The 16,326-nt window shown below is 33.8% G+C and carries 20 protein-coding genes and 1 pseudogene; 12 read left to right on the top strand and 9 right to left on the bottom strand.

All coding sequences use genetic code 11. The features are described 5' to 3' along the window. The first annotated feature begins 42 nt into the window (after nucleotides 1-42). The 4 genes from KI356_RS19520 to KI356_RS19505 all read left to right on the top strand — a co-directional run bounded on the left by KI356_RS19520 (nucleotide 43) and on the right by KI356_RS19505 (nucleotide 2,132). The gene (locus KI356_RS19520) at nucleotides 43-879 is read left to right on the top strand and encodes a TrmB family transcriptional regulator (RefSeq protein WP_212936185.1); all 837 of its coding nucleotides are present in this window, start codon (nucleotides 43-45) and stop codon (nucleotides 877-879) included. Continuing rightward, entirely contained in the window at nucleotides 869-1,597 is a 729-nt protein-coding gene (locus KI356_RS19515; RefSeq protein ID WP_128281534.1) for an AzlC family ABC transporter permease, read from the top strand. The genes KI356_RS19520 and KI356_RS19515 overlap by 11 nt, the downstream gene beginning before the upstream one ends. Beyond that, nucleotides 1,588-1,899 carry an AzlD domain-containing protein gene (locus tag KI356_RS19510; RefSeq protein WP_070141625.1) on the top strand — a complete coding sequence of 104 codons (312 nt, stop codon included), beginning with the start codon at nucleotides 1,588-1,590 and terminating at the stop codon, nucleotides 1,897-1,899. The genes KI356_RS19515 and KI356_RS19510 overlap by 10 nt, the downstream gene beginning before the upstream one ends. A 62-nt stretch (nucleotides 1,900-1,961) precedes the next feature. Further along, the gene (locus tag KI356_RS19505; protein ID WP_002118031.1) at nucleotides 1,962-2,132 is read left to right on the top strand and encodes a DUF3951 domain-containing protein; all 171 of its coding nucleotides are present in this window, start codon (nucleotides 1,962-1,964) and stop codon (nucleotides 2,130-2,132) included. An 82-nt stretch (nucleotides 2,133-2,214) separates the two neighbouring features. On the opposite strand, the gene KI356_RS19500 is transcribed toward KI356_RS19505, so the two are convergent. From KI356_RS19500 to KI356_RS19470, 7 genes and pseudogenes are all read right to left on the bottom strand, one after another. After that, nucleotides 2,215-2,802: a VanZ family protein gene (locus tag KI356_RS19500; protein ID WP_212936184.1), complete on the bottom strand. Its 588-nt coding sequence runs from the start codon at nucleotides 2,800-2,802 to the stop codon at nucleotides 2,215-2,217. Nucleotides 2,803-2,843: 41 nt separating this feature from the next. Further along, a pseudogene (locus KI356_RS28505) lies at nucleotides 2,844-3,240 on the bottom strand (hypothetical protein). 491 nt (nucleotides 3,241-3,731) lie between these two features. Beyond that, complete coding sequence (locus KI356_RS19490; protein ID WP_128281532.1) at nucleotides 3,732-4,091, bottom strand: hypothetical protein; 360 nt, start codon at nucleotides 4,089-4,091, stop codon at nucleotides 3,732-3,734. A gap of 11 nt (nucleotides 4,092-4,102) precedes the next feature. Then, a complete protein-coding gene (locus KI356_RS19485; RefSeq protein WP_212936183.1) occupies nucleotides 4,103-4,696 on the bottom strand; it encodes a dienelactone hydrolase family protein in 594 nt (197 codons plus the stop codon). A gap of 2 nt (nucleotides 4,697-4,698) precedes the next feature. After that, nucleotides 4,699-5,034, bottom strand: a complete 336-nt coding sequence (locus KI356_RS19480; RefSeq protein ID WP_212936182.1) for an antibiotic biosynthesis monooxygenase family protein — start codon at nucleotides 5,032-5,034, stop codon at nucleotides 4,699-4,701. Nucleotides 5,035-5,219: 185 nt separating this feature from the next. Next, nucleotides 5,220-5,399: an H-type small acid-soluble spore protein gene (locus KI356_RS19475; protein WP_002202503.1), complete on the bottom strand. Its 180-nt coding sequence runs from the start codon at nucleotides 5,397-5,399 to the stop codon at nucleotides 5,220-5,222. A gap of 66 nt (nucleotides 5,400-5,465) precedes the next feature. Beyond that, the gene (locus tag KI356_RS19470; protein ID WP_212936181.1) at nucleotides 5,466-6,680 is read right to left on the bottom strand and encodes a helix-turn-helix domain-containing protein; all 1,215 of its coding nucleotides are present in this window, start codon (nucleotides 6,678-6,680) and stop codon (nucleotides 5,466-5,468) included. Nucleotides 6,681-6,799: 119 nt separating this feature from the next. Here KI356_RS19470 and KI356_RS19465 point away from each other — a divergent pair, with 119 nt between their 5' ends. Both KI356_RS19465 and KI356_RS19460 read left to right on the top strand, forming a co-directional pair. Next, nucleotides 6,800-8,068 (top strand): MFS transporter, encoded by a 1,269-nt coding sequence (locus tag KI356_RS19465; protein WP_212936180.1) that lies wholly within the window; start codon nucleotides 6,800-6,802, stop codon nucleotides 8,066-8,068. A gap of 109 nt (nucleotides 8,069-8,177) precedes the next feature. After that, complete coding sequence (locus KI356_RS19460) at nucleotides 8,178-8,702, top strand: COG3014 family protein (RefSeq protein ID WP_212936179.1); 525 nt, start codon at nucleotides 8,178-8,180, stop codon at nucleotides 8,700-8,702. A 40-nt stretch (nucleotides 8,703-8,742) separates the two neighbouring features. On the opposite strand, the gene KI356_RS19455 is transcribed toward KI356_RS19460, so the two are convergent. Then, nucleotides 8,743-9,636: a LysR substrate-binding domain-containing protein gene (locus tag KI356_RS19455; protein ID WP_212936178.1), complete on the bottom strand. Its 894-nt coding sequence runs from the start codon at nucleotides 9,634-9,636 to the stop codon at nucleotides 8,743-8,745. Nucleotides 9,637-9,797: 161 nt separating this feature from the next. On the opposite strand from KI356_RS19455, the gene KI356_RS19450 reads away from it, so the two are divergent. From KI356_RS19450 to KI356_RS19435, 4 genes are read left to right on the top strand one after another with little or no spacing between them, the layout of a single operon-like run. Continuing rightward, nucleotides 9,798-10,790 carry an ABC transporter ATP-binding protein gene (locus KI356_RS19450; RefSeq protein ID WP_212936177.1) on the top strand — a complete coding sequence of 331 codons (993 nt, stop codon included), beginning with the start codon at nucleotides 9,798-9,800 and terminating at the stop codon, nucleotides 10,788-10,790. Next, nucleotides 10,768-11,793 carry an ABC transporter substrate-binding protein gene (locus tag KI356_RS19445; RefSeq protein WP_212936176.1) on the top strand — a complete coding sequence of 342 codons (1,026 nt, stop codon included), beginning with the start codon at nucleotides 10,768-10,770 and terminating at the stop codon, nucleotides 11,791-11,793. The genes KI356_RS19450 and KI356_RS19445 overlap by 23 nt, the downstream gene beginning before the upstream one ends. A gap of 12 nt (nucleotides 11,794-11,805) precedes the next feature. Then, nucleotides 11,806-13,476 (top strand): ABC transporter permease, encoded by a 1,671-nt coding sequence (locus tag KI356_RS19440; protein ID WP_212936175.1) that lies wholly within the window; start codon nucleotides 11,806-11,808, stop codon nucleotides 13,474-13,476. Next, a complete protein-coding gene (locus KI356_RS19435; RefSeq protein ID WP_212936174.1) occupies nucleotides 13,473-14,735 on the top strand; it encodes an MBL fold metallo-hydrolase in 1,263 nt (420 codons plus the stop codon). The genes KI356_RS19440 and KI356_RS19435 overlap by 4 nt, the downstream gene beginning before the upstream one ends. Nucleotides 14,736-14,793: 58 nt before the next feature. Here the strand turns inward: KI356_RS19435 and KI356_RS19430 are convergent, their stop codons facing one another. Next, a complete protein-coding gene (locus KI356_RS19430) occupies nucleotides 14,794-15,216 on the bottom strand; it encodes a YfmQ family protein (RefSeq protein ID WP_212936173.1) in 423 nt (140 codons plus the stop codon). 223 nt (nucleotides 15,217-15,439) lie between these two features. On the opposite strand from KI356_RS19430, the gene KI356_RS19425 reads away from it, so the two are divergent. Beyond that, on the top strand, nucleotides 15,440-15,601 hold the full coding sequence (locus KI356_RS19425) for a hypothetical protein (protein WP_000108701.1): 162 nt from the start codon (nucleotides 15,440-15,442) through the stop codon (nucleotides 15,599-15,601). A gap of 309 nt (nucleotides 15,602-15,910) precedes the next feature. Further along, nucleotides 15,911-16,326, top strand: a 416-nt coding sequence (locus KI356_RS19420; protein ID WP_212936172.1) for a histidine phosphatase family protein, incomplete at its 3' end; no start/stop codon positions are given.

Here is a 16,326-nt window from a genome sequence, read left to right as displayed (position 1 = left end):
ATAAAAAAGAATAAGAGCTATATAGATTGTGAGGAATTACTGTTGGATGAAATCATAAAAGAATTACAAAAACTAGGGTTTTCTCAGTATGAATGTAAAGCTTATATAGGTTTGTTAAAACATTATCCAGCAACTGGCTATGAAGTGAGTAAACAAACAGGCGTACCTCGTTCGATGGTTTATGAAGTACTCGGTAAGTTGATGGATAAAGGCGCAGTGCATCTAGTTCCTTCCGAACCAGTGAAATATGTACCAGTACCAGCTACGGAATTAATGAATCGAATGCGAAAAGACTTTGAAAAGTCTTTTGAATTTTTAAATGCGAAATTAAATTGTTTAGAACAAGAGCGACAAATAGATGTAATTTCGCATATTCGCTCAAATGATCGTGTTTTGAAAGAAATATGCAATATAATTAATAGAGCAGAGGAAGAGTTATGGATTTCTGTATGGGAAGATCAAGTGCATGAGATTGAACCGCTTATTCATAAAAAGGAAGCGGAAGGAATACATATATTTTCAATTTTATTTGGTGCTCCAGAAACAAAAATAGGAACTACGTTTCATCATAACTATATGACGCCCCACGTTGTTGAAAAGAGGATGGGTGGTCATTTAACTGTTATCGCGCGTGATGGAGAAGAAGTATTAATTGCTAACTTTTCAAATGATAGCACTTCATGGGCCGTTACAACATATGATCCAGCTTTAGTTCTCGTTGCTACAGAGTATGTGCGGCACGATATTATGGTCGAAGAAATCACGAAAGAATTTGGTGCGGATAAATTAGATACGTTATGGCGTGAAAATATAGATTTAGTTCATGTCGTAACAGGAAAACGTAGTATGGAAGAAATGGAGGGAGATAATGGTGAGTAAAGCTCAGGCACATATGACATTGCAGAGCGATGATACATTTCAACAAGGAGTAAAAGATTGTTTACCAACTGTATTTGGATATTTGAGTATTGGTATAGCAGCTGGTGTTATTGCGAAAACAGCTGGTTTCTCCATAATTGAAATTGCGTTTATGTCCACTTTAATTTATGCTGGTTCTGCTCAATTTATATTAGCTGGTATGTATGCAGCTGGTGCTCCTGCTTCCGCAATTATTTTTACCGTGTTTTTTGTTAATTTACGTCATTTATTAATGAGTGCAGCGCTTGCACCGTACTTTACGAAAATTCCGCTATTTAAAAACTTAATCATCGGTTCACAGATTACAGATGAAACTTTCGGTGTTGCAGTGCAGCACGCAGCGCAAAAAGGTTATTTAGGTGAAAGGTGGATGCTAGGACTAAACGTAACAGCATATTTAAATTGGATTATCGCTACAATTATCGGCGGACTCTTTGGTGAATGGATACCAGATCCTCATACGTACGGGATGGATTATGCACTACCAGCAATGTTTATCGGACTATTTGTTCTTCAGCTTATAAGTAGCAAACCGAAACTAGCAATTCATCTTACAGTTGCAATTGTAGCGATTATTATCGCATACGTTTCACACTTATTTATGCCAGATAGTATAGCAGTTATTATTGCAACACTATTAGCTGCAACGATTGGAGTGGTGATTGAAAAATGGAAATGAGATTAGACGTATTATTACTTTTACTAGCGGCAGGAGCAGTCACACTCGTGCCACGTATATTACCACTTCTCGTATTTAGTAAACTGCAAATTCCGGATTGGGGCTTAAAATGGTTAAATTACATACCGATTGCGATATTAGCAGCACTTTTAGCGCAAGTATTATTTATGCACGAGACAGTGCAGTGGGATTATATCATTGCGGCAATTCCGACATTTTTCGTAGCGATATATACTCGTAGTTTATTAGGAACAGTATTAACAGGAGTCATTGTGATTATTTTGTTACGTTTATTTTTCTAAAAAGGATTACGCTTATATAATAGCGAAAGGTGTAATAACATGAAATATATAGGGGTGGTGTTATGATACTTTTAACGATAGGAGCAATTTTGTTAACGGTATTCATTTTCTTTATTATCGGTTTTATTACGTTTATGATGGTTGTTGATAAGGCGACACCTCAAATTTATTATACACCTTGTGAAACTATGACAATAAAATCTAAAGGTAAAAATAGAAGGAAGAAAAGTTGAATGTAGGCTTTTCTTTCTTCTATTTTTCTTGCTTTATAATGTTCTATAAAACGTTATAGAACATGCTAATGTAAAAGGGAAGTCATGTTGAGGAATTGTTCGTTTCATAAATATATCTTAAAAAGGAATTCAATTTAATATCAAATTTGTGTATAAATGTTCTATACACAAGGGTAAAGCCTTTTGATATACCATACCCTAAAATGACACCCATACAGTTAAAAATTACATCGTTTATATCGACATATCGAAAAGTGAATCCGGCATAAAGTGCTGATAAAAGTTGTAGATTTTCTAACAAGAACCCTAAGAGGATTCCTAATAAAACAACTTGTTTGAAATTCGTCTTTTTTATGTAAGGAAAACCAAAGCCAAAAGGAATTGTTAGTAGTATATTAAGTAATGATGTTGTTATAGCGAAATGCTCCGTGTTGAATGGTATAAAATTAGCATCTCTCCAAACATTTTTTCCAATTTCTTTTTTCATATTTTCATCTATAATAATCGGGAATTGGGTATAATTAAGTACTACACAAAGGTACAAATAAAATATTGAAAAAAATAGTAAGTACATGTTCCTCTTTTTTAGTTGTAACTTAAAAAAGAGGAGTAAAAATAACCATATAATAAATGCTCCAATAAGAATAAAACCATCAAAGTCAATTAGCATGTTTAAAATCCCTCTTATTTTCATAGTTTAGTAGCAATATTTTAATTAGATATTTTTCCGTTCCCTTTTACATTCTGTCCATCGTCATTTGTTTTCCAAATAAATAAGTAGTAGTCGTTTGAATTTGTATCAACGTTGTATGCACCAGAGAAAGATTTATTTATGCCGCCATTAACCGTTCCATAACTAGGATCCGAACCCCATGCAGATCTGTACAGAGTATATTTCACATCGTAAGGTCCCATCGCTCCTCCATCAGGAATATACATATGCACTCCCATTGATATATACACTTCCTTTAGAAAGTGTGTGGAACTGTTTGTTTTTACTACCATCCACCACACGATAGTCCATTTTAAAACTGTAACTACTAGATGCTGCTAATGTTGGTATAGCGAAACATGTCACTAAAGTTAAAGCTGTAATAATAGAAAAAATTTTGTTTCATGTTTTCCTCCACATTAACTTTTTTTGTTGAGAGGACTTCTCAATGAAGAGAATAATCTGTTTTATCCAATATGTAAATAATAAGTTATAAGGATTTATAATTTTTACATTGGTTTTACAATCATTAAGAAAATGCTATTTAATTTCAATCTGTTTAAGACAAAACAGTTCAATTGTTTTAAAAATGATTAATGAATTGGTTAAGGTTGGTGTTGTTATATGGGAATCATGAACATATGATTTCAAAAAGTATATTGTTAGGAGGATGTAGTAGCAAAGCAATTCTTTAGTACTATGAATTTTGAATTTCTATGTTTAAAAGAATGTGGAATGATTTCAAGAAGAGTGCGCCAAATAGATGAGATATTATAATTACATAAGAATTAAGGAGAAATTAAATGACCTGAGCGTGGTATAATACCAAGCTCAGGTCAAAGGTGTTAATGAAATAAAGTGGCTAGGTTTTCGGGGGAACTTCATATTTACATTCCCGAAAGAACTAACAACAATAATCCAAATAGAAAACTAATAAAAGAAAGAAAACCGATAGATACGGAGAAAACACGATTGTTTTTCCATTCGCGTGCGAAAACGATAAAGCCTAAAACGCAAAGGAAAAACCAAATAGGTAGAAATATAAAACGACTAACTTTCTCAGGTAGTAATGAATAAAAATTTGTTAAATATAATATCCAATTCGAAAAAAATAGAGCACATACGATGAATGATTGTAAGTATGGTCGTTTTAAAAAAGTTCCTTTTTTAACTGTCATAAAAATGAGAGCTAATGCTGAAATGAAGGGAATTATTATGAATATGAGCAATAGTAATGTTAGTGGCATATGAAACTCCTTTACAACATAGTTTTCATAAGAAACGAATCTATTACTTTGTATACTTGCTTTGTAGATTGTTCGTTATATGTTACTGCGTATGGATTTAAAAATCCATGTTCGCCATGTAGTTGTTTTATTTCTAATAGCGGATTACTTTGTTGCTGCAATGTTTTCATTAAGGAGGATACTGAAAAACCAGCTTCTTGTTCAGGGAAAATAAGTAATGTAGCACACGCAGGTTTCATGTGAACATAGTCGCGTATACGTGAACCGTAACATCCAACGATAAAATCTAGTTTTGGATTGTTACTACATAGCCATGAGATGGTAGCTCCAACGCTAAAGCCGATAAGTCCAATATGTGTGTAACTATTGGAAAGGCTATTAATGAGTTCCTCAATTTGCTCTTTCCCACCATCAAATCCAATGTGATTCATAAAGTGCTTATATGCTTTTTCTTCATCACTATAATGAAATGCATGTTGTGATTGTAGAAGGTTAGGACAAAATACATCTATATGAGATGAAGTGAAGCGGTCTATAACGTGCTGCATATGATCATTTACACCGTATATTTCATGAACAACAACGAGAGCTAATTTTTTCTTCACAGTTACAAAATCTCTCCCTGAAACTTATATTCTTTCTCTACAAGGCAGATACGCAGGTGGAAGTTTTCATACCATTGCTCACGGCCTCTTTTTTTCGCTTCTTTATGTAAGGCGTTATTTTTCCAATTTTCAATTGCTTCAAGTGACTCCCAATAAGAAATTGTAATTCCGAGTCCCGAATTATCACGTGCGCTTTCGACACCTAAAAATCCAGGTTGCTGTTTCGCCAGGTCTACCATTTTTTCGGCAACGGTACTATAGTCTGTTGTATCATTTGATAGGTTAGAAGTGAATATAACTGCATAATAAGGCTTGTTTTTTTCTAAATCATATTTCATTATCTTTCCCCCTTAATGTATAGTGCGAATAATTAATTCATAGTTTGTATTTTAGCAGGTTAAAAAAAGAAAAGAAGTAGAAGATTCTTATTTTTTTAGCTGTTGTAAAACGGAGATAGAAGGAATTCATATTAAGTAATCTAAATTAAGAAAAATGCCACTTCAAAAACTTGAAGTGGCATTGCTTATATTTCCTCTAAGCTATTAACTGGAACCGTTAATTCGCGTCCTGGGTTTTTAACTTCATATATGCGGGCGGTTTCGTTGCTTTCGTCGACGTGTTGAATCGTAACAGGCATGCCTTGAAAATTGACATTAGCTTGTTCCGCTGACACAGAAAGCTCTTTTGCGCGTTGTATATTCATTTATATTCCTCCCATCATTATTATCTTTGCTAAAAAAGAGGAATAATATACCATTTCGAGACATTCTTAAAGTTTTTGTATTATTTGTAATGTTTCTTTAACAAAAGAAGAAAAGATGGAATTCGGATAGGATTTTATCTTTTGAGCGGCTTCTGTAGCTTCCTCCAGGGCCCTTTTTTTATCGTTAAGTTTTACATAACAAAGGGCACGATATGCACCTGCTGTTGTAAGCCACGATTGATCAAGTGGATGCGTCATATAATCAGGAATGTTAGCACGTTGTAAAGTTTTTAGGGCTTCCTCATATTCTTTTAATCCGTACAAAGATTTTCCTTTTTCAAGACAATACAATCCATCATCTTGAAAAATTGGCTCATCTTTTAGTTTTTCTCGAAATTGTTCTAGATGTTCTAATGCAATTGTATATTCATTAGTAATTGTGTTGTAGTAATATGCTTTTAATATATCTACAGTTGCGATTGATAAAGTGTCTTCAGTAAAAATAGCGAATTGCTCAGATTTTTTTATGTAGTGTAAATATTGTTCTTTATCAGCCATGATGACTTTTTGATAAGATAAAATGCGGTAAAATTCATCTGTTTTATAATACACTTGATGTTTTTTTGAAAACGCGAGTGCCTCTAATATCGTTTTTTCACATTTTTCATAATCGCCACATGCTAGTAAAATGATGGCCTCTTTTAAATATAATTGAATGTGTATAATAAGATCCATTTCTAAATGTTTCGCTTCATAATCATCTCGAATGCTAGCAATTAGCTGTAAACACTCCTCATACTTTTTACGTGTGAATAGCGCGTATGAAAAGGTTAATTTTGTTTCAGTACTGTCCCGGTATAAAGTATATTTTTCAAATATAGAGGTAGCTTTTTCAACGTAAGACTCAATATTGTAATCTTTCATGATAGCAGCAGCAGTTACAAATTGTTTATATAAACGAGCGGTATTTAAAGTAAGAGGCATCTCTTTTTGAACGATAGGTAGTAAAGAGTCATATACTTCATCACATTTATTTTCCTTTATGAGTTGCTCCATTTGTGTAATGAGTTCTACTATTTCTCCATCATCTTCTTCTAATAAAAAACTCGTTTCGCATTCAAGTTTATCAGCGATATATTGTAATGTTTTCATGGAGGGTGTAGCTTTTCCATTCTCAATTTGACTTAACATACTTTTTGTCAGTTCTGAGCCAGCTAGTTCTGTTTGTGTAAGTTTTTTTTCTTTTCGTAATGCTTTAATTTTTCCGCCGAGAGTTGCCATATTATTGCTCCTTTATAATTAAAAAAGTTAAATACAATTAAACTTTTTGTTGTAAAAATTGGAAAGTTGATTATATAATAAGTTTAACACAATTTAACTTTTAAGGGGAGAGTGTCAAAATGGGAGATGTAAGTATAAGTCAAAATGATTCAAAAATGAAAGTTGCAACGAGAAATATCATTTTGATGATGATCGGAAAAATGACGTCTTTATTAGGTGCGGGTATTTATACGTTTGCAATGGGATTATATGTATTAAAGACAACGGGATCAGGAATGGGGTTTGCAACTACGCTTATTTGCGGATCACTTCCAAGGATGATCTGTGGACCAATTGCAGGTGCTGTAGCTGACCGCGTCAATCGAAGATGGCTTGTCATTGGCACAGATTTATTAAGTAGTTTAACGATGCTTATTATGTTTATTCTTGCGACTACTTTTGGGCCGTCACTTCTGTTTATTTATGTTTCAGCAGCATTATTATCAATTTGTGCAAGTTTTTATTCTGTAGCATTAACTTCGTCTATTCCTAATTTAGTAGATGAGGGGCGTATTCAAAAAGCGAGTGCTTTGAACCAAACGGCAGCATCTTTATCGAATATTTTAGCGCCGATTATTGGTGGAGTTGTATTTGGTTTCTTTTCAATTAAATCGTTTTTCCTGCTAAATAGCATTACATTCTTTTTAGCAGTTATTGTGCAATTATTTATCGTATTTGATTTATATAAAAAAGAAGTGGCTGAGAGTAAAGAGCATTTCTTGACGAGTATAAAAGAAGGTTTTTTATATATAAAACGACAGCATGAAATATATGGTTTAATGAAAATAGCACTGTGGGTAAACTTTTTTGCGTGTGGGTTAACCGTTGCACTTCCATACATTATCGTCCAAACATTGCATTTATCTTCAAAGCAACTCGGTACTGTAGAGGGAATGTTAGCAGTCGGAATGCTAATTGGTGCGATCGTTTTATCAGTACGTAAAGAAGTGAATAATCTGTTTCGTTCTATTTATATCGGGCTGTTTTTATTTGCCGGTTTGAGTTTATGTACAGTTTTCCCATTGTTAGTTAGCATTCCGAAAGTAGCAAGCTTCATTTACTATAGCGTGTTTATGCTTTTAACGGGTATTTCAATGATGATAGTAAATATTCCGATGCAAGTACATATGCAAAAGACGACAGATCCGAGCTATTTAGGGCGTGTGTTTGGCCTACTTGAAACAATTGCTACTGCAATCGCGCCGCTCGGTATGATTGTATATGGATTATTATTAGATATGTTGCCAACTAGCATTGTTATGATGACATTAGGTGGAGGATTATTGTTAGTTGTATTAGTTGGAGTAAAGCAGCATATGGCGAAAAAACAAGTGGATGTATCGGCTTAAAAGAAAATTTTAACAATATAAAAATGACCAAATTAGTATTTTAGTTTTTGAAACTCCTTTTCATGTATGTTACAGTAAAGTGAGCAGGCAAAGAAAAGGAGAAAACATCATGAAAAAATTAAGTTTTGTTATGCTTTTTCTGTTAGTCGTAATGACTGGATGTAGTAATTATGACACGTATATTGAAACAGGTATGCAATCATTGAAAAATGAAAAATATAGTGATGCAACAATGTGGTTTGAAAAAGCGGAAAAAGAAAAATCAGGAAATGAAGCGAAATCATATAAAGAAGTCGCTCAGTTACTAGATCACGGTGCGACAGCATTAAAAGACGGTAAGTATTTAGAAACGAAAGACATTGCAAATGAAGTGTTGCAAAAGAAAAAAGACGATGCACTTGAAAAAGCTGTGACATCAAATACAGAAAATATGCTTCAAAAAGCAAAAGATGTTGAAGAGAAAGTAAATGAAAGAATAGCGAAACGAAAAAAAGTAAATGAAGAAGGAATCGATAAACTTATTAAAGCTGTCGATAGTATAGATGAAGTGAAAGAAAAAGAGAAAAAAGTTTCAGAAGCATTAAATAAGGCTGAAGAGGCACAAGTAAAAATTGAGGAAAAGAAAAATAAATAGAGTTATAGTTTAAAAGGCTGTCGTGTATAACGACAGCCTTTTAATTTTTTTCTGCAAAAGAAGTAATGCTATGTAATAAAAAAGAAATTATTTTAGAATTCCACCTGTCCTCATGATGAATGGTGTAAATATTACGCTGAAATTCAAAATCAGGGATCGGTATATAGCATAGCTCATTTCGCTGTACTTCTTGTTCAATAGCAAGTTTAGAAATAAAGGCGACACCATTACCATATTTTAAAATTTGTTTCATCGTTTCTAATGAATCTAATTCAATTTCAGATTGGAATGTAATATTATGTACTAACGTCCATTGTGTAAGTAAATCTCTCGTTGTAGATGGGTTACGATGCAATAATATACGCTCCTTCTCGATGTCTTGTAATGATACATTTTCTTTTTTTGAAAAATGATGTTCTTTGGCAAAGGCAAGAACAAGTGTATCAGGCATTATATTCGTTTGTTTTAAAGGGGGTTCATCAAACGGCGCCGCAGAAATTACCCCGAGATCAATTTCATGATTTTGTAGCATCGTTCGAATTTCAGGCGCAGTTTTTACCATGAGTGTTATTTTTATATTTGGAAATTCGCATTGAAATTGGTGAACAACTTCTGGTAAAAGATAAGTTGCTGGTACATAACTAGCACCAATTGTTATAGCACCTTTATGAAAATCTTTAAACTCTTGTGTGACCCGCCTAGCTTCTTTCATAAGCGCATCAATTTTACAAGCATAATGATGCAATGCCTCACCAGCCTCTGTTAAGAAATATCTTCCAGAACGTAATTCAAATAAAGATACACCGAGTTCTTCTTCTAAGCTTTTTATATGAAATGTAATAGTAGGTTGTTTAACGCCAAGTTTTTCTGCGACAATCGTAAGTTTTTTGTATTTCTTAATAAGCACTACAACTTCTAATTTTAAGAGATTCATGATAAGTGGGCCCCTTTTTCTTCTAACTATAGAAAAAATCTATAGAAATAAATAGTTTATTAGAGATTTTTTAATTTAATCTTTACAGTACATTAACATTCAGTATAAATCTTCCATATAGAATGAAAGCAGGTTAAGAATGAGGGGAGAGAGGTGAAACGATGGATATTAAAATTCATGGATTAGAAAAGACATTTGGAGAAATGCAGGCGTTAAAACCGTTACAAATTGTAATGAAAAAAGGAGAGTTTACCACACTTTTAGGACCTTCGGGATGCGGGAAAACGACTTTGCTTAGAATGATTGCAGGACTTGAAGAACCAGATAAAGGAGAAATATATTTTGGAGATAAGTGCATGTATTCTTCTGTTAAAAAGATAAAAACATCTCCTCATGAACGGAATATCGGTATGGTATTTCAAGATTTTGCTTTATGGCCGCATATGACTGTTTTTGAAAATGTTGCATTTGGTTTAAGGGCTACAAAGCAAACGAATCATTTACGCGAAAAGGTAGAAGATGCGATAAAACGAGTTCGCCTGCAAGGTATGGAGAAAAGATATCCACACGAACTCTCTGGTGGACAGCAGCAACGTGTCGCATTTGCTAGAGCAATTGTTACAAAACCTCATTTTATTTTGTTTGATGAACCGCTAAGTGCACTCGATGCAATTTTACGAGAAGAAATGCGAATAGAACTTATGGATATCGTTCATTCCATCGGTTTAACGACATTGTACGTAACGCACGATCAAACAGAAGCTATGTCAATGTCAGATCAAATTATTGTTATGAAACAAGGAGAAGTATTACAAAAAGGAACACCGGAAGATATTTATGTGAAACCGTCTCATGAATTTGTTGCAAAGTTTGTTGGTAAAGCAAATTGGCTTGTAGAGAATAAAAAAATGATTCGTCCAGAGCACGTGAGCTGGACAAAAAATGACGTGTGCGACATGTATACAGGTGAAATTCAGCACGTTACATATGTAGGAGAACGTTATGAAGTGAAAGTAAACATGGGGGCGCTCGGTGTATGGACAGCTTATCACAATAGTAAGATAAGCGTCGGTAAACCGGTATCGTTATATGTACCAAAAAAATGTATTCATCATATAGGGGGAGAATCGTATGAAGAAATTCAGTTCGCTTAAGTCTTTATTTGTATGCACTTTACTATTTTCTGCTGTAGTAACAGGTTGTAGTTCAAAGACAGGTAATGCAGATGCAAAAAGTAAAAATTCTAATGAAAAGAAAATTGTTGTATATAGTGCAGGGCCAAAAGGATTAGCAGAAAAAATTCAAAAGGACTTTGAAAAGAAAAGCGGTATAAAAGTGGAAATGTTTCAAGGAACAACTGGTAAGATTTTAGCGAGAATGGAAGCTGAAAAGAAAAATCCAGTCGTTGACGTTGTCGTACTCGCTTCTTTACCAGCGATGGAAGGATTAAAGAAAGATGGTCAAACGTTAGCTTATAAAGAAGCGAAACAAGCTGATAAGCTTCGTCCAGAATGGTCGGATGATAAAGGACATTATTTCGGGTATAGTGCTTCAGCATTAGGAATTGTGTACAACACAAAAAATGTGAAGACAGCGCCTGAAGATTGGAGCGATATAACGAAAGGAGAATGGAAAGGGAAAGTGAATCTTCCAGATCCAGCACTTTCAGGTTCGGCTTTAGACTTTGTAACAGGATACGTGAAAAAGAATGGACAAGATGGATGGAAGTTATTTGAACGGCTTAAGAAAAATGAAGTTACAGTAGCAGGGGCAAACCAAGAAGCGTTAGATCCAGTTGTAACAGGTGCGAAAGATATGGTAATTGCTGGTGTTGATTATATGGCGTACAGTGCAAAAGCAAAGGGTGAACCTGTTGATATCGTATATCCAAAAAGCGGAACAGTCATTAGTCCACGTGCAGCGGGGATTATGAAGGATAGTAAAAATGTCGAAGGTGCAAAAGAGTTTATTGATTATTTATTATCAGATGATGTACAAAAACAAGTTTCTAAAGCGTATTTATTGCCTGGTAGAACAGATATAAAAGCTGAAAATAGACCAAATGTGGAAGAGATTCCAGTATTAAATATTGATTGGAAAACAGTTGAGAAAGAACAAGACGAAATAGGAAAACAATTTAAGAAAGTATTTCAATAAGATGGTGATTACATGGTAAATCGATTCGTATCAGTAAGACAAGTTGGAATGACAGTTGCATTGTTGCTTGTGGTGATGTTAATCGTCATTCCGCTTTTTCTTATTTTATTTTCTAGTGTATATGAAAATAGCAGTTGGAATTTTTCAAAGCCTTTTGAAGTCATGCAGAGTGGTGGATTAGCCGGGATTTTTCTGAATTCGATGTTGCTAGGTGTACTTGTTGTAATAGGAGCTACAATATTTGCATTTCCATTAGCCTTCATTATGAGCAAGACAGATGTTGGAAAGCATAGTAAATTGGACATTGTTTTTATGATTCCATTTATGACGCCGCCGTATATTGGATCGATGGGCTGGATTTTGTTCATGCAACCAAACGGCTATTTTGAACAATTTTTTCCGATGCTAAAGACGATTTCATCATCGTTTTTTAGTTTAGGAGGTATGGTTTTAATTATGAGTCTGCATTTATTCCCATTCCTTTATTTCATGTTGAAAAACACGTTACTTCAGATTGGGAGTAGTAAAGAAGAAGCTGCAGCAGTTCATGGTGGTGGATTTTTCTATCGTTTAAGAAAGATAATATTACCGTTATTATTATCAAGTTATGTAATGGGTGCTTTACTCATTTTCGTAAAGACGATTGCTGAATTTGGAACACCGGCTACATTTGGACGTAGAATAGGATTTCATGTGTTAACATCAGAGATTCATAAATTTATTTCGAGTTGGCCGATTGATTTTAGTAGTGCAACAGCATTATCTTCTTTATTACTTAGTGCTTGTATGCTCATTTGGTATATGCAAAATGTATTGAATCGAAAGTATTCATATGCAATGGTTAGTGGAAAAGGCGTGAAATCTAAAAGATATACTTTGTCTATAGTTACACGTTGTGTAGCATGGATTTATGTAATTGGTTTATTAATAGTATCAATTGGAATCCCATACTTTTCTATACTTATTGCTTCTTTGTCAAAATTAAGAGGCGGTGGCTTACATTTAAATAACTTTACAACAAGCCATTATGAGGCATTGTTTACAATGGGATCCCCAGGGTTAGAAGCTTTATGGAACAGTTTTCTTTTTTCACTCGTAACAGCAGTTATTGCTGTAATTATTGGAGTCTTTTTAGCACTTATGATTCGAAAGGGGAAAAATCCCTCTGAAAAATGGCTTGATATGTGCGGTATGTTACCGAATATGGTACCAGGAATAGTGATGGTTGTAGGGCTTATTTTATTTTGGAATTCACCATATATGCCTATGTCAATTTACAATACACCTGTCATGGTTATCGTAACGTATTTTGTTCTTTTTTTACCTTATACGGTGCAGTATGTAAAAGCATCGCTCGGACAAATTGATGATTCTCTTATACAGGCAGGGAGTATTTTTTCTGGAAATTATATTTATATTTTTAGAAAAATAATATTGCCTCTTATTATCCCAGGCATTCTTGCTGGATGGGCGATGACATTTACGATTTCGATAAGAGAGTTAGTAGCATCGCTTCTCGTACTACCTCCGTCAGTAGAAACGTCAGCAACGTTTATTTTTGCTCAATTTGAACAAGGGGAAGTATCTATAGGAATGGCGATGGCCGTTGTTTCTGTTGGGCTTACAACAATGTGCTTATTACTTCTGCAACATATGGAGCAAAAACGAAAAGGGGTAGCATGATGAGGGTAGAAGTATGGGGAGGAGCAGGAGAATACGGTCGTTCCTGCTATTTGGTAAAAAATAAAGAAACGAAAATAGTATTTGATTGTGGTATTAATCGATCGTATGAGGATAGTTATCCAAAAATAGAGAGAGAAGTTGTTCCATTTTTAGATGCGGTATTTTTATCACATATTCATGAAGATCATACGATGGGTTTACCTTTATTGACGAAGTATGGATATAAGAAAAAAATTTGGACAACTCGTTATACGAAGGAGCGACTACCAGCTTATTTTGAAAAATGGAGAAACTACAATTTGACGCAAGGGTGGAAAGTACCTTATAACGACCAAAATATAAAAGATTTAAATTATGTATGTATTGATGAGATTAGTAATCCGAATGAATGGATACAAATTACTCCTGCATTGCGGTTTCAATGGGGGTATAGCGGGCATGTATTAGGAGCTGTTTGGTTTTTAGTGGATATGTGTAATACATATGTATTTTATTCTGGCGATTATTCAGCAGAGTCTAATATACTACGAGCTAATTTACCTGAGAAGTTACGAAGCGATATAAAAATCGCAATTGTAGATGCCGCTTACCACACTGATGATGTTTCGCAAATTGAAAGATTAGACGAACTATGTGCAGAAATTGAACGAGTTGCGCAAAATAAAGGAATAGCATTACTACCACTGCCCGCGCTTGGTAGGGCGCAAGATATAGTATTTTATTTATATGAACGATATAAAGAATTTCCGCTTATAGTAGATAAAGAAATTTTGGTCGGTTTTGAAGAGATGTTCATATATAAAGATTGGCTGAAAAATAATGAAAAACTTGAGCGGGTTCTGGAGAGTTTAAAAAGAAACATAATAGTTATGGATAATGATATATGTATGCAAAATAGTTACGGAATAGTTGTAATGAGTGATGCGAATATGCAAACGAAACGAGCACAGTTGTATTATGAACAACTTCGGCATGAAGAACGAAATTCCATTATCTTTACTGGACATATTGCGAAAGGGAGTTTTGCAGAAAAGGTGATGAAAGAACGTGTAAGTAAAGGATGTAGAGTGGAACGAGTTCCGTATAAGGTTCACCAAAATATAAGTGATGTTAAAGAAATGTTAAATACATTATTACCAGAACATACGGTGTTAGTACACGCTTTGAAAGAGGATACGGATCAATTACAGAAAAAGCTTAGCATAGCAGGATATAAAAATGTATATTCACTTGCAATGGAATGTGTAGAATTGACTTAACATGTATAGGAAAAAGGAATCCGTAGACATATGGATTCCTTTTTCTAATATATGAGTATTAAGCTAAATCAGCTGATACGAACATATCATTATTTTGAAGGTTTTTAGAGCGTAAACTATAAGCAACTACCTTCTTTTTATATTGCTTTACAACGTCGACATGTTCTTCATGACTATAAATATAAAAGGTAAAATCTTTTTTTCCACGTTTTGCATTGATAATTAAAGGAGTGCCTTCATTTAGCGGTGGTGCATAATAACGATCTAAATATAAACCTTCATTAAAATCATGAATAATTTGAGATTTCTTTTCGCCTTCTAAGGTATTTCCATTGATTGTCACAGTAACATTGTCTTCTTCAAGTTGTGGATGTGTTTCGTACCTGCTAATAATGGATTCAATAACAGAGTTAGGAAGGCTAGAAACGATAATTTTAAATGCCCCAAATACAACTAACATTACAATAAACCAAGTCGTCATAGTATATCATCCCCTTTATTCTATTTAATAATATAACTCACATGGTAATAGTACATATGGTGAAGTTTTGTATATTTTGTGAAAAATATTCCATTTCCACGAACGGAATATTAGAAAAATCAATTTTGTTACAAAAAGTTGAAATCAAAGCTTTTTATAAAAAAAAGGTTTATAATAAAAATATAACTAATAACAACATAACTAATTACAAGGAAGTGTAACTATGAGTACTGTAGCTATCGTGTATGGTATTATTCTTTCCACAATTATTGTTTTATTTTTCGTTGGGGTTTCACGTTATATTCATAAATGGAAAGAAGGCGTTGCGAAATTAAATCACATTGAAGAAGAACTCAGTGATTTAATGTTACATCATGGTAAGTAAAAAGTTTATTTTTTAACTAAACAATGTGAAGAATATCACAAAACATGCTCTCTTTATGAAGCATGTTTTTTTGTTATGTTGATAATAGGCACATTCATGAAAAATTCCCATACGATACAGTGTGAAATCAGAAATGTTCGGAGCGGGAAAGAGGGATAAAATGAGTAATTCAGAAGAAAGTTATAATGAAATAATTTTATTATGTAAACAAAGGGCGCTTATTAGAAAGCGTCTTTTTCTTTTAAGGATACAGGATTTTCTATTTACTCCATTGAATATTGATTGAAACTAAGAAAGGAAGTTGAATAAATGACTACAATATATTTCGTGCGGCACGCTCACTCTACATATACAAAGGAAGAAAGGGAACGTCCTTTATCTGAGAAGGGTTGGTTAGATGCACAAAACATAACAAGCTTGTTAAAAGATGAGAAGATTGATGTTGTTATTTCTAGCCCATACGAAAGAGCGATTCAGACCGTTGAAGGAATTGCGAATGCAAATAAACTATCAATACAATTGGAAGAAGATTTACGGGAAAGGTTATTAAGTAAAGAACCAGTACAGGATTTTAATGATGCTATTCAGAAGGTGTGGGAAGACTGGACTTTTGCATACGAAGGCGGGGAATCAAGTAATGCAGCGCAAAGGCGTGCTGTATTATGTATGCAAAATATATTTAAAAAATATAAAGGGAAGAATATTGTAATAGGTACTCATGGAAA

Source organism: Bacillus hominis, from assembly GCF_018332515.1.
In the GTDB taxonomy this organism is placed as follows: Bacteria; Bacillota; Bacilli; order Bacillales; family Bacillaceae_G; genus Bacillus_A; species Bacillus_A hominis.
Note: the sequence above shows the minus strand (reverse complement) of the source record. Positions and strands in the feature narration are given on the sequence as shown.

Excerpts from the sequence above, each read along its gene's own strand:
- KI356_RS19450 (WP_212936177.1), top strand. The coding sequence starts at position 9,798 with ATGGATATTAAAATTCATGGATTAGAAAAGACATTTGGAGAAATGCAG.
- KI356_RS19460 (WP_212936179.1), top strand. The coding sequence starts at position 8,178 with ATGAAAAAATTAAGTTTTGTTATGCTTTTTCTGTTAGTCGTAATGACT.
- KI356_RS19505 (WP_002118031.1), top strand. The coding sequence starts at position 1,962 with ATGATACTTTTAACGATAGGAGCAATTTTGTTAACGGTATTCATTTTC.
- KI356_RS19480 (WP_212936182.1), bottom strand. The coding sequence starts at position 5,034 with ATGAAATATGATTTAGAAAAAAACAAGCCTTATTATGCAGTTATATTC.
- KI356_RS19510 (WP_070141625.1), top strand. The coding sequence starts at position 1,588 with ATGGAAATGAGATTAGACGTATTATTACTTTTACTAGCGGCAGGAGCA.
- KI356_RS19440 (WP_212936175.1), top strand. The coding sequence starts at position 11,806 with ATGGTAAATCGATTCGTATCAGTAAGACAAGTTGGAATGACAGTTGCA.
- KI356_RS19445 (WP_212936176.1), top strand. The coding sequence starts at position 10,768 with ATGAAGAAATTCAGTTCGCTTAAGTCTTTATTTGTATGCACTTTACTA.
- KI356_RS19465 (WP_212936180.1), top strand. The coding sequence starts at position 6,800 with ATGGGAGATGTAAGTATAAGTCAAAATGATTCAAAAATGAAAGTTGCA.
- KI356_RS19500 (WP_212936184.1), bottom strand. The coding sequence starts at position 2,802 with ATGCTAATTGACTTTGATGGTTTTATTCTTATTGGAGCATTTATTATA.
- KI356_RS19430 (WP_212936173.1), bottom strand. The coding sequence starts at position 15,216 with ATGACGACTTGGTTTATTGTAATGTTAGTTGTATTTGGGGCATTTAAA.
- KI356_RS19455 (WP_212936178.1), bottom strand. The coding sequence starts at position 9,636 with ATGAATCTCTTAAAATTAGAAGTTGTAGTGCTTATTAAGAAATACAAA.
- KI356_RS19490 (WP_128281532.1), bottom strand. The coding sequence starts at position 4,091 with ATGCCACTAACATTACTATTGCTCATATTCATAATAATTCCCTTCATT.
- KI356_RS19425 (WP_000108701.1), top strand. The coding sequence starts at position 15,440 with ATGAGTACTGTAGCTATCGTGTATGGTATTATTCTTTCCACAATTATT.
- KI356_RS19435 (WP_212936174.1), top strand. The coding sequence starts at position 13,473 with ATGATGAGGGTAGAAGTATGGGGAGGAGCAGGAGAATACGGTCGTTCC.
- KI356_RS19515 (WP_128281534.1), top strand. The coding sequence starts at position 869 with ATGGTGAGTAAAGCTCAGGCACATATGACATTGCAGAGCGATGATACA.
- KI356_RS19475 (WP_002202503.1), bottom strand. The coding sequence starts at position 5,399 with ATGAATATACAACGCGCAAAAGAGCTTTCTGTGTCAGCGGAACAAGCT.
- KI356_RS19470 (WP_212936181.1), bottom strand. The coding sequence starts at position 6,680 with ATGGCAACTCTCGGCGGAAAAATTAAAGCATTACGAAAAGAAAAAAAA.